The 13,663-nt window shown below is 77.2% G+C and carries 2 protein-coding genes; both read left to right on the top strand.

The features are described 5' to 3' along the window. Positions 1 to 13: 13 nt before the first annotated feature. Positions 14 to 9,568 (top strand): type I polyketide synthase, encoded by a 9,555-nt coding sequence (locus tag O7633_RS30660; protein WP_282324881.1) that lies wholly within the window; start codon positions 14 to 16, stop codon positions 9,566 to 9,568. Positions 9,569 to 9,593: 25 nt separating this feature from the next. Beyond that, entirely contained in the window at positions 9,594 to 13,583 is a 3,990-nt protein-coding gene (locus O7633_RS30665) for a beta-ketoacyl synthase N-terminal-like domain-containing protein (protein ID WP_282324882.1), read from the top strand. Positions 13,584 to 13,663: the final 80 nt, after the last annotated feature.

The following is a 13,663-nucleotide window of genomic DNA, read 5'->3' on the forward strand; positions in this document are numbered from 1 at the left end:
AAGCGGCATCCCGATGGCCAATGAAGACAAGCTCCGCGACTACCTCAAGCGGGTCATGGCGGATCTCCACGACACCCGTCGTCGGCTCAGTGAGGCGCAGTCCCAGGAACTGGAGCCGGTCGCGATCGTGGCGATGAGCTGCCGCCTGCCCGGCGGGGTGCGCAACCCCGAGGAGCTGTGGGAGCTGCTGAGCCAGGGCCGGGACGCCGTCGCCCCGTTCCCCGCCGACCGGGGCTGGGACGTCGAACGGCTCTACCACCCCGACCCCGACCACCCGGGCACCTCGTACGCCCGCGAGGGCGGGTTCCTCGACTCCGCCGGCGACTTCGACTCGGCGTTCTTCGGGATCTCGCCCCGCGAGGCGCTGACCATGGACCCGCAGCAGCGGCTGCTGCTGGAGACCGCCTGGGAGGCCGTCGAGGCCGCCAGCATCGACCCCGCCTCGCTGCGCGGCAGCCGCACCGGGGTGTTCGTCGGCACCAACGGGCAGGACTACGGGACCCTGCTGATGATGTCGCCCGACGGCGACGAGGGCCACTCGATGACCGGCGGCGCGGCGGCCGTCGCGTCCGGCCGGGTGTCGTACACCCTCGGCCTGGAGGGGCCGGCCGTCTCCATCGACACGGCCTGCTCGTCGTCGCTGGTCGCGCTGCACCTCGCCGTGCAGGCGCTGCGGGCGGGGGAGTGCGACCTCGCCCTGGCCGGCGGCGTGACCGTCATGGCCACCCCCGGCCTCTACATCGGGTCCAGCCGGCAACGCGCCCTCTCCCCCGACGGGCGGTGCAAGTCGTTCGCCGCCGCCGCCGACGGCGCCGGTTTCTCCGAGGGCGTCGGCTGGCTGCTGGTCGAGCGGCTGTCGGACGCCCGCCGCAACGGCCACCCCGTCCTCGCCGTGGTACGCGGCTCCGCCGTCAACCAGGACGGCGCGTCCAACGGGCTCACCGCCCCGAACGGGCCCGCCCAGCAGCGGGTGATCAGCCAGGCCCTCGCCTCGGCCCGCCTGTCCACCGCCGACGTGGACGTGGTGGAGGCGCACGGCACGGGCACGACGCTGGGTGACCCGATCGAGGCGCAGGCGCTGCTGGCCACGTACGGGCAGGACCGGGGCGACGCCGCGCCGCTGCTGCTCGGCTCGGTCAAGTCGAACATCGGGCACGCCCAGGCGGCGGCCGGCGTGGCCGGCGTGATCAAGATGGTCCTCGCCATGCGGCACGGCGTCGTCCCGGCGACGCTGCACGTGGACGCGCCGTCGCCGCACATCGACTGGTCGGCGGGTGCGGTGGAGTTGGCCACCGAGGCGACGCCGTGGCCGCAGACCGGTCGTGTCCGGCGGGCGGCGGTGTCGTCGTTCGGCATCTCCGGCACCAACGCCCACGTCATCCTCGAACAGCCCGACGAGCCCGCTGACGTGCCGGCCGGGGTCCGTTCGCCGGGTCTGGTCGACGCCGACGTGGCGGTGTGGCCGGTGTCGGCGCGGTCGAAGGCGGCCCTGGCCGGTCAGGCCGAACGGCTGGCCGCTCACGTGCGGGAGCACGGTGACGTGGAGCCGGCGGTGGTCGGTTGGTCCCTCGCCACCACGCGCGCCACCTTCGACCATCGCGCGTCGGTGGTCGGTTCGGGCCTGCCCGAGTTGCTGTCGGGGTTGGATGCTCTGGCGTCCGGTCTGCCGGCGGGCAACGTGGTCGCCGGTGTGGCCGCGTCGCCGGGTGCTGGTCCGGTGTTCGTGTTCCCGGGTCAGGGTGCGCAGTCGGCACGGATGGCGGCCGGTCTGGTGGGTCGCACGCCGGTGTTCGACGGGAAGCTGGCCGAGTGTCAGCGGGCACTGGCTCCCTACCTCGACGTGGATCTCGTGTCGGTGTTGACCGGCGACGACGAGTCGTGGTTGGAGCGGGTCGAGGTCGTCCAGCCGGTCCTGTGGGCCGTCGGCGTCGCCCTTGCCGCCGTGTGGGAGCACGTGGGTGTGGTGCCGCAGGCGGTGGTGGGTCACTCGCAGGGTGAGATCGGTGCGGCGTGTGTGGCGGGGATCCTGTCCCTCGACGACGCGGCGAAGACCGTCGCCCTTCGGTCGCGGGCCCTGGCCGTGCTGCGGGGCACCGGGGCGATGGCGTCGGTGGACCTGTCCGCCGACGCGGTGACCGCACGCCTCGCGCAGTTCCCGGGCGTCGGCGTGGCCGCCGTGAACGGCCCGGCCACGGTGGTCGTGTCGGGCCCGCCGCAGCCGGTCGCGGACCTGGTGGACGCCTGCCAGGCCGACGGGATCCGGGCTCGCCTGATCCCGGTGGACTACGCCTCGCACTCCCCGTCCGTGCAGGACGTCGCCGAACGGCTGCGCGCGGATCTGGCCGACGTGGCCCCGCAGTCGGGTCGGGTTCGGCTGGTGTCGACGTTGACGGGGGACTGGGTCGACCCGGGGAGCATGACGGCGGACTACTGGTATGACAACCTGCGGCAGACCGTGCAGTTCGACGCCGCGGTGCGGGTCGCTATCGCGGCCGGGCATGCCACGTTCGTGGAGGTCTCCCCGCATCCGGTGTTGACGATGCCGGTGACGGCGATCCTCGACGACGCCGGGGTCACCGGCCACACGTTGGGTAGCCTGCGGCGGGGCGACGACGACCCGACCCGGCTGCTGTCCAACCTGGCCGCCGCGCACGCGATCGGCCTGCCCGTCGACCTGACGCGGGTCCTCGCCGCCGCCGGCACCGTGCCGCTGCCCACCTACGCGTTCGAGCACCAGCGGTACTGGCCCGCCCCGCCGCTGTTCCTCACCCAGGGCGAGGCCACGCCCGACATCGACCGGTGGCGGTACCGGATCACCTGGCCCGCCCTGCCCGACCTGCCGCTGACCTGGCTCGCCGGGACGTGGCTGGTCCCGTTGCCCGCCGGCACGGCCGACGACCCGCTGGTCGCCGGAGTGCTCGGCGCGCTCGGCAACTTCGGCGCGGACGTCGTACCCGTCGAGGTGGACACCGTCGGCGACGCCGCGACCCTCGCCGACGGGCTGCGCGCCGCGCTCCCGGCGGACGGTCCGGCGGCCGTGCTGTCCCTGCTCGGCCTCGACGGGCGGGCGCACCCCGACCACCCGGCCACCACCCTCGGCGTCACCGGGACGGTCGCGCTGGTCCAAGCGCTCGGGACGCTCGGCGTCGAGGCCCCGCTGTGGTGCGCGACCCGGGGGGCCGTCGCCGTCGCCGCCGACGACCAGCCGCCGCACCCCACGGCCGCCGCCGTCTGGGGCCTCGGCCGCGCCGTCGCCCTGGAACACCCCGGCCGCTGGGGCGGCCTGATCGACCTGCCCGACAGCCTCGACGCGCACGCCGGCGCCCTGCTCTGCGCGGCGCTCGGCGACACCGGCGGCGAGGACCAGCTCGCCGTCCGCGACTCCGGGGTGTACGCCCGCCGGCTCACCCGGATCACCGACCCCGAGCCGGCCACCCCCGGCGACCCGGCCTCTGCCGAGGCGGCCGGCGGCCCGGACACGGCCGTCTCCGCCGACCCGGCCCCGCACGCCACCGACGAGTCGGCCGGCGGCGGCTGGCGGATGCGCGGCACCGTGCTGATCACCGGCGGCACCGGTGGTCTCGGCGGGCACCTCGCCCGCTGGGCCGCCCGCCACGGCGCGGCGCACCTGCTGCTGGCCAGCCGGCGCGGCCCCGACGCCCCGGGCGCGGCGGAGCTGGAGGCCGAGCTGACCGACCTCGGCGTACGGGTCACCGTCGCCGCCTGCGACGTCACCGACCGCGCCCAGCTCGCCGCCCTCCTCGCCGCCGCCCCGGCCGACGCGCCGCTGAGCGCCGTGCTGCACACCGCCGCCGTCCTCGACGACGGCATCGTCGACACGGCCACCCCGCAGCGCCTGCACACCGTCGCCGCGCCCAAGTGCGTCGCCGCCGACCACCTCGACGAGCTGACCCGCGACCTGGACCTCGACGCGTTCGTGCTGTTCTCCTCCGTCGCCGGCACCACCGGCAACGCCGGCCAGGGCGCGTACGGTGCGGCGAACGCCTACCTCGACGCCCTCGCCGAGCGGCGACGCGCGCAGGGCCGGCCCGCCCTGTCCGTGGCGTGGGGGGCGTGGAGCGGGGCCGGCCTGCCCGCCGACAACGAGCGCGCCCAGCAGCGGCTGCGCCGGGGCGGCATGGTCGGCATGGACCCCGACCTGGCCGTCGAGGCCCTCGCCCGCGCGCTGCGCCGGGGCGAGACGACGACGCTGATCGCCGACATCGACTGGGCCCGGTTCGCGCCCGCGTTCACCCTGGTCCGGCCCAGCCCGCTGATCGGCGACCTGCCCGAGGTGGTCGAGGCGGGCAGGGCCGTCGCCGCGCCGGACGCCGAGGAGGAGGCGGACGCGCCGTCGGGTGCGCTCGCCCGCCGGCTCGCCGGGCTCTCCCGGGCCGACCGCGACGAGGCGCTGCTGGAGCTGGTCCGCCAGTGCGCGGCGACCGCGCTGGGCTACGGCTCGGCCGATGACGTGCCGGCCACCCGCCCGTTCCGGGACCTGGGGCTGGACTCGCTGACCGCCGTGGACATGCGCAACTTCCTGGCCACCGCCACCGACCTGCGGCTGCCCGCCACGCTCGCGTTCGACTACCCGAACCCGACGGCGCTCGCCGCGCACCTGGCGGAGCTGCTCACCGGGGCCGACCCCGAGCCGGCGACCCCCGCGCCGGCCGCCGCGCCCGTGGACGACGAGCCCATCGCGATCGTCGCCATGAGCTGCCGGCTGCCCGGCGGCGCGGACAACCCGGAGCAGCTGTGGCAGCTCCTCGCCGCCGGCGGCGACGCGATCGGCGAGTTCCCCACCGACCGGGGCTGGGACCTCGACCGGCTGTTCGACTCCGACCCGGAGAACGAGGGCACCAGCTACGCCCGGGAGGGCGGCTTCGTCACCGGCGTCGCCGACTTCGACCCCGTCTTCTTCGGCATCAGCCCCCGCGAGGCCCTCGCCATGGACCCGCAGCAGCGGCTGCTGCTGGAGGCGTCCTGGGAGGCCATCGAGCGGGCCGGCATCGACCCGCAGGCCCTGCGGGGCACCCCCACCGGCGTGTTCGTCGGCACCAACTACCAGGACTACCGCAACCTGATGTTCAGCGCCGAGGGCGCCGAGGGGCACCTGATGACCGGCAACGCCGGCAGCGTGCTCTCCGGCCGGGTGTCGTACACGCTCGGGTTGGAGGGGCCCGCCGTGTCGGTCGACACGGCCTGCTCGTCGTCGCTGGTCGCCCTGCACTGGGCCTGCCAGGCGCTGCGCCAGGCGGAGTGCTCCATGGCCCTCGTCGGCGGCGTCACCGTCATGTCCACCCCCGGCGTGTTCGTCGGCTTCAGCCGGCAGCGGGGCCTGGCCCCGGACAGCCGGGTCAAGGCGTTCGCGTCGGCCGCCGACGGCACGAGCTGGGGCGAAGGGCTGGGCGTGCTGCTGGTGGAGCGGCTCTCCGACGCCCGCCGCAACGGCCACCCCGTGCTCGCGGTGATCCGGGGCTCCGCCGTCAACCAGGACGGCGCGTCCAACGGGCTGACCGCCCCCAACGGGCCGTCGCAGCAGCGGGTCATCCGGCAGGCCCTGGCCAACGCCGGCCTCACCGCCGCCGACGTCGACGCCGTCGAGGCGCACGGCACCGGCACGAAGCTGGGCGACCCGATCGAGGCGCAGGCGCTGCTCGCCACGTACGGGCGGGAGCGGCCCGCCGACCAGCCGCTGTGGCTCGGCTCGATCAAGTCGAACATCGGCCACACCCAGGCCGCCGCCGGCGTCGCCGGCATCATCAAGATGGTCCTCGCGCTGCGCTACGGCTTCCTGCCGGCGACCCTGCACGTCGACGAGCCCACCGACCAGGTGGACTGGAGCGTCGGCGCGGTCGAGCTGCTCACCGAGGGCCGGCCCTGGCCGGTGACCGGCCACCCGCGCCGGGCCGCCGTCTCCTCCTTCGGCATCAGCGGCACCAACGCGCACACCATCCTGGAGCAGGCCCCCGACGAGCCCGCCCCGGTCACTCCGGCCGGCGACCCGGGCCGGCTGCCGGTGGTGCCGGTGCTGCTGTCGGCGCGTACCCCGGCGGCCCTCGCCGCCCAGGCCGGGCCGTGGGCCGACCAGCTCACCGGGCCGGAGGCCCCGCCGATGGTCGACGTCGGCTGGTCGTCGGCGGTGTCCCGGGCCGACCTGGACCACCGGGCCGTCGTCCTGGCCGCCGACCGGATCGCCCTGCGCACCGGGCTGCGCGCCCTCGCCACCGGCGACGACTCGCCGCTGCTGGTCACCGGGGCCGTCGCGCCCCGCCCGAAGGTGGCGTACCTGTTCTCCGGGCAGGGCGCGCAGCGGGCCGGGATGGGCCGCGAGCTGGCCGCGGCGTTCCCCGTCTTCGCCGCCGCCCTCGACGAGGTCTGCGCCGCCTGCGACCCGCACCTGCCCGGGCCGCTGCGGCCGGTGCTGTTCGCCGAGCCCGGCACCGCCGACGCGGCGCTGCTCGACCGCACCGAATACACCCAGCCCGCGCTGTTCGCCGTCGAGGTGGCGCTGTTCCGGCTCCTCGACGCGTGGGGGCTGCGGCCCGACGCGGTCGCCGGGCACTCCATCGGCGAGTTCGCCGCCGCCCACGCCGCCGGGGTGCTGTCGCTGGCCGACGCCGCCGCGCTGGTCGCCGCCCGGGGCCGGCTCATGCAGGCCCTGCCCGACGGCGGGGCGATGCTCGCCGTCGCCGCGGCCGAGGCCGACGTGCTCGTCTCGCTCGGCGACCGCGCCGACCGGGTCTCCGTCGCCGCCGTCAACGGCCCCGCCGCCGTGGTGCTCTCCGGGGCCGGCGACGCCGTCGAGGAGCTGGCCGCCGAGTGGGCCGCCCGGGGCGTCCGCGTGCGGCGGCTCACCGTCAGCCACGCCTTCCACAGCCCGCTGATGGACCCGGTGCTCGCCGACCTCGCCGCCGTCGCCGGGCGGCTGGACTGGCGGGCCCCGGCCGTGCCGATGGTCTCCACGGTCACCGGCGCGCCCGTCGGCGCGGACGAGCTGGCCGACCCGGCGTACTGGGCGCGGCACGCCCGCGACGCCGTACGCTTCGCCGACGCCGTCGCGGCCCTGCGCGAGCAGGGCACCACCGCGTACGTCGAGATCGGCCCCGACGGGGTGCTCACCGCGCTCGCCCAGGCCGTCCTCGCCGAGGGCGCCCCGGCCGGCGGGCGGGCCCCGCTGGTCGCGCCGACCCTGCGCCGGGACCGCCCCGAGCCGGCGGCCCTGCTGCGGGCCGTCGCCGCCCTGCACACCCACGGCGTCAGCCCCGACTGGCCCACCCTGTACGCCGGCACCGGCGCGCAGCGCGTCGACCTGCCCACGTACGTGTTCGACCGGCAGCGGTACTGGCCCGAGCCGCCGCCGTGGGCCACCGCCGCCCCCGACTCCGCCTCCGTCGACGGCGGCGGCGCGGGCGACGACACCGAGGTCGAGCGGCGGTTCTGGGCGGCCGTCGACGCCGAGGACCTCGACTCCCTGGCCCGCGAGCTGGACGTCGACCGCGACCAGCCGTTCGGCGCGGTGCTGCCGGCCCTGTCGGCGTGGCGGCGGCGCGGCCGGGAACGGTCTCTCGTGGACGCCTCCCGCTACCGGGCGGTCTGGGAGCCCCTCGCCGCCACCCCGGAGCCGCAGGAGCCCGGCCACTGGCTGGTGCTGCTGCCCGCCGACCGGGTCGACGACCCCGTCCTCGACTCGTGCACGTGGACCCTCGGCACCGACGTGACCACCGTCGGCGTCGACCTCGCCGCCGACCCCGACGAGTTGGGCGGGCAGCTCGCCGACGTGCTCGGCGAGGCCCTCGACGCCGCCGAGGGGACCCTGTCGGTGCTGTCCTTCCTCGGGCTGGACGACGCCGGGCACGCCGAGCACCCGGCGCTGCCGCGCGGCCTCGCCGCGACCGTCCAGCTGCTCCAGGAGCTCGCCGACCGCGACGCGGCGGCCCGGCTGTGGTGCGTCACCCAGGGCGCGGTCGGCACCGGCGCCGGCGACGCGCCGGCCAACCCCCGGCAGGCGACGCTGTGGGGGCTGGGCCGGGTCGCGGCCCTGGAGCAGCCGGCCCGCTGGGCGGGCCTGGTCGACCTGCCCGCCACGATCGACAGCTGGGCCGCGATGCGGCTCGGCAACGTGCTCACCGGCGGCGTCGCCGAGGACCAGCTCGCCGTCCGCGAGTCCGAGGTGCTGGTCCGCCGCCTCGTCCCGGCCGGCACCGCCGGGGAACCGGAGCCGTGGCAGCCGCGGGGCACCGTGCTGATCACCGGCGGCACCGGCGCGCTCGGCGGGCACGTGGCCCGCTGGGTGGCCGCCGCCGGCGCGCAGCGGGTGGTGCTGACCAGCCGCCGCGGCACCGACACCCCCGGCGCGACGGAGCTGCTGGCCGAGCTGACCGCCCTCGGCGTCGACTGCCGGGTCGCCCGGTGCGACGCCGCCGACCGGGCCGGCATGACCGACCTGATCGCCGACCTGCGCCGCGACGGGCCGCCGCTGCGCGCGGTGGTGCACGCCGCCGGGGTCAGCGAGGTGGTGCCGCTGACCGACACGACGCTGGAGGACCTCGCCTACGTCATCGCCCCGAAGCTCGTCGGCGCGGAGCTGCTCGACGAGCTGCTCGACGGCGTCGAGCTGGACGCGTTCGTGCTGTTCTCGTCCATCGCGGCGGTGTGGGGCAGCGGCGGGCAGGGCGCGTACGCCGCCGGCAACGCCCACCTCGACGCGCTCGCCGAGGCCCGCCGGGGCCGGGGCCTGCCCGCCACGTCCGTGGCGTGGGGGCCGTGGACCGAGTCGGGCATGTTCTCCGACGGCGCGCCGGAGCAGCTGCGCCGCCGGGGCCTGCGGGTCATGCCGCCGGGCGTGGCGCTGGCCGGGCTGCGGCACGCCCTCGCCGCCGGGGACACCTGCGTCACCGTCGCCGACGTCGACTGGGCCACCTTCCACCCGCTGTTCACCGCGCTGCGGCCCAGCCCGCTGCTGGCCGGCCTGCCGGCCGTGCACGCGCTGACCGCCGCCCCGGCCGCCGGGCCGGACCCGGCCGCGCCCGCCGGCCGGGACCTGCTGGCCGGGCTGCGGTCGCTGCCCGGCCAGGAGCGGCGGGCCGCGCTGCTGGAGATGGTGCGGGTCGACGCGGCGAAGGTCCTCGGCCACTCCTCCGCCGACGCGATCGAGACCGACCGGGGCTTCCTCGACCTCGGCTTCGACTCGCTGACCGCCGTGGAGCTGCGCAACCTGCTCACCGCCGCGACCGGGCACGACCTGCCCACCACGGTCGTGTTCGACTACCCGACCCCGGCCGGGCTCGCCGACCACCTGCACGAGGAGCTGTTCGGCGGGGAGGCCGGCCCGGACGCCGGCCCCGGCGCGGGCGGCCCCGGCGACGAGGAGCAGGTGCGGCGGGTCCTCGCCGCGATCCCGCTCGACCAGCTCCGCCAGGCCGGCCTGCTCGACCAGCTCCTCCAACTCGCGCACACCGTCACCGGCCCGGCCACGGCGGCCGCCCCGGCCGCCCCGGAGGCGGAGATCCGCGAGCTCGACGTCGCCGGCCTGGTCCGGATGGCCCTGGAAGGCACCGACTCGTGACCCGGCCCGCCCCAAGGAGCCCCGAATGAGCGTCTCGCTGGACGAGGTCGTCAGCGCGCTGCGCGCGTCCCTGCTCGACAACCAGAAGCTGCGCCAGCAGAACCAGCAGCTCGCCGCCACGCTCGGCGAACCGGTGGCGATCATCGGGATGAGCTGCCGGTTCCCCGGCGGGGTCGACTCGCCGGAGCGGCTGTGGGACCTCGTCGCCGCCGGCGGTGACGCCATGGCCCCGTTCCCGGCCGACCGGGGCTGGAACATGGACGCGCTCTACGACGCCGACCCGGCGAGCCGGGGCACCTCGTACGTGCGCGACGGCGGGTTCCTCTACGACGCCGGGGACTTCGACGCCGCGTTCTTCGGCATCAGCCCCCGCGAGGCCCTCGCCATGGACCCGCAGCAGCGGCTGCTGCTGGAGGCCGCGTGGGAGGCGTTCGAGCGGGCCGGGATCGACCCGACGACGCTGCGCGGCGCGCCCACCGGCGTCTACGCGGCCACCAGCAGCCAGGGCGACTACGCGGCCCTGCTGTCCGGGGTCGGCGGCGGCGTCGAGGGCTACCTCGGCACCGGCAGCGCCGCCGCCGTGGCCAGCGGCCGGATCTCCTACACCCTCGGCCTGGAGGGCCCGGCCGTCACCGTCGACACGGCCTGCTCGTCGTCGCTGGTGGCGCTGCACCTGGCCTGCCAGGCGCTGCGGCTCGGCGAGTGCACCCTCGCCCTGGCCGGCGGGGTGTCGGTGATGGCCACCCCGACGGTCTTCGTCGAGTTCTCCCGCCAGCGGGGCCTGTCCACCGACGGGCGGTGCAAGTCGTTCGCCGCCGCCGCCGACGGCACCGGCTGGTCCGAGGGCGTCGGCATGCTGCTCGTCGAGCGGCTCTCCGACGCCCGCCGCAACGGCCACCGGGTCCTCGCCGTGATCCGGGGCAGCGCCGTCAACCAGGACGGGGCCAGCAGCGGGCTCACCGCCCCCAACGGCCCCTCCCAGCGCCGGGTCATCCGGGCCGCCCTCGCCAACGCCGGCCTCACCACCGCCGACGTCGACGTCGTCGAGGCGCACGGCACCGGCACCCGCCTCGGCGACCCGATCGAGGCGCAGGCGCTGCTCGCCACGTACGGGCAGGACCGGGGCGACGCCGCGCCGCTGCTGCTCGGCTCGGTCAAGTCGAACATCGGCCACACCCAGGCCGCGGCCGGCGTCGCCGGGGTGATCAAGATGGTGCTGGCGATGCGGCACGGGGTGCTGCCGCCCACCCTGCACGTCGACGAGCCCACCCCGCACGTCGACTGGTCCGCCGGGGCGGTGACCCTGCTGACCGAGACGACCCCGTGGCCGGACACCGGCCGCCCGCGCCGCGCCGGGGTGTCCGCGTTCGGGGTCAGCGGCACCAACGCGCACACCATCGTCGAGCAGGCCGACCCCGCCGACGCCGAGCGCGCCCGGCCGGCCGGGACGCCCGCCCCGCCGGTGCCGTGGATCGTCTCCGCCCGCTCCGCCCCGGCCCTCGCCGGGCAGGCCCGCCGCCTGCTCGACCACCTCGCCGCCCACCCCGACCTGGCCCCGGCCGACGTGGCGTACTCGCTGGCCACCACCCGGGCCGCCCTGCCGCACCGGGCCGCCGTCACCGGCGACGACGCCGACGCGCTGCGCGCCGGCCTGCGCGCCGTCGCCGAGGACCGGCCCGCCCCCCACGTCGTACGCGGCGTGGCCCGCCCCGCCGGCAGGCTCGCGTTCCTGTTCACCGGGCAGGGCGCGCAGCGCCCCGGCATGGGCGCGGAGCTGCACCGCCGGTTCCCCGTCTTCGCCGCCGCGTTCGACGAGGTGGCCGCCGAGCTCGACCGGCACCTGACCCGCCCGCTGCGCGAGGTGGTCTTCGCCGCGCCGGGCACCCCCGAGGCGGCCCTGCTGGACCGCACCGAGTTCACCCAGCCGGCGCTGTTCGCGTACGAGGTGGCCGCGTACCGGCTGGTCACCGCATGGGGGGTGCGCCCGCAGCAGCTCCTCGGGCACTCCGTCGGCGGGCTGGCCGCCGCGCACGTCGCCGGGGTGCTGTCGCTGGCCGACGCCGCCGCGCTGGTGGCCGCCCGGGGCCGGCTCATGCAGGCCCTGCCCGCCGGCGGGGCGATGCTGGCGGTGCGGGCGTCCGAGGCGCAGGTGGCCCCGCTGCTCGACGGTCGGGTCGCCCTGGCCGCCGTCAACGGCCCCGCGTCGGTGGTGCTCTCCGGCGACGCCGACGCCGTGGCGGCGGCCGGCGAACGGCTCGCCGCGCAGGGGCACCGGACCCGGCCGCTGCGGGTCAGCCACGCCTTCCACTCCGCCCGGATGGACGCGATGCTGGCCGACTTCCGGGTGGTCGCCGAGAAGGTCACCTGGCATCCGCCGGCCGTGCCGCTGGTGTCCGACCGCACCGGGGCCCCGCTGAGCGCCGCCGAGGCCACCGACCCCGGCTACTGGGTCGACCACGTCCGGGACACCGTCCGCTTCCACACCGGCATGGCCACCCTCGCCGCCGCCGGGGTCGGCACCTTCCTGGAGCTGGGCCCCGACGGCGCGCTCACCGCCCTGGGCCGGGAGTGCCTGCCCGACGCCGACGCGGCGGCGTTCACGCCCATCGGCCGCCGGGACCAGCCGGAGGCGGCCACCCTGCTCGCCGCGCTCGCCACCGTCGACCTGCGCGGGGCGGGCGTCGACTGGGCCGCGCCCTTCGCCGGCACCGACGCCGCCCTGGTGGACCTGCCCACCTACGCGTTCCACCACGAGCGGTACTGGCCGGAGCCGCCGGTGCTGCGCCTCGCGCCCCGACCGGAGTCCGACGCCGCCGATGAGACGCCGGCCGACGAGCCGGTCGTCGACCCCGCGCGGTTGCTACGGGACCGGCTCGTCGCCAGCGCGGCCGGCGACCGGCACCGGATCCTGCTCGACCTGGTCCGGGCACAGGTGGCGACCGTGCTCGGGCACGCCTCGCCCGGGGCGATCGAGGCCGACCGGGACTTCCTGGAGCTGGGCTTCGACTCGTTGACCGCGCTGGAGCTGCGCGACGCGTTGCGCCAGGAGACCGGGGCGGAGCTGTCGGCCACCCTGCTGTTCGACCACCCCACCCCGACGGCGCTGGCCCGGCACCTGCTCGCCCAGCTGCTCGGTGCGGACGCGGCCGGCGACGCGGCGGCCGGCGGCGGCCCGCCGGAGGGGGCCGGCGGCCTCCTCGGCGGCCTGTTCCGCGAGCCCAAGGCCCGCGAGGACGCCGCCGGCTACGCCGAGCTGCTGGTCAAGCTCGCCCAGTTCCGCCCCAGCTTCACCGAGCCCGGCCAGCTCAGCCGCCCGGCGGCGATCCTGCGGCTCGCCGAGGGCGGCACCGGCGCGGCCCCGATCGTGTTCTGCTGCACCATGTCGCTGCTCTCCGGCCCCCACGAGTACGCCCGCGTCGCCGCCGGCTTCCGGGGCCACCGCGACGTGTGGGCGCTGCCCAACCCCGGCTTCGCCGTCGGCGAGGAACTCCCCGCCGACCTGGACGCGCTGCTGCGGGTGCACGCCGACACGGTGCTGCGGACGGTCGGCGGCGGCCCGTTCGTCCTCGCCGGACACTCCGGCGGCGCGATGGTCGCCAACGTGCTCGCCCGGGAGCTGGAGCGGCAGGGCCGCCCGCCCGCCGCGGTGGTGCTGATGGACACCTACCCGGCCGACAGCGAGGTGCTCGGCGGCTGGACGGGGCAGCTGCTCGACGGGATGGTCGAGCGGGACAGCGCGTACACGCCGATGGACGACTACCGCACCACCGCGTGGGCCGGCTACCTGCCGCTGTTCCTCACCTGGCAGCCCGCCCCGATGGAGTCGGCGACGCTGCTGGTGCGGGCCACCCGGCCGCTGGGGCAGTGGCACGGCGAACCCGACGGGTGGCGGTCGCGGTGGCCGTACCCGCACGAGGCGGTGGACGCCGACGGCGACCACTTCACCATGGTCGGCGAGCGGGGGCCCGACCTGGCCGCCACCGTGCAGCGGTGGCTGGCCGCCAGGGGCCTGTGACGCCGCCCCTGGCCTGCCCCTAGCACCCCCTATCGGAGCGATTGACGACTGTCCCAGCCGGGACCAGGACGGGAGCATGG

Source organism: Micromonospora sp. WMMD712, from assembly GCF_029581295.1.
In the GTDB taxonomy this organism is placed as follows: Bacteria; Actinomycetota; Actinomycetes; order Mycobacteriales; family Micromonosporaceae; genus Micromonospora; species Micromonospora carbonacea.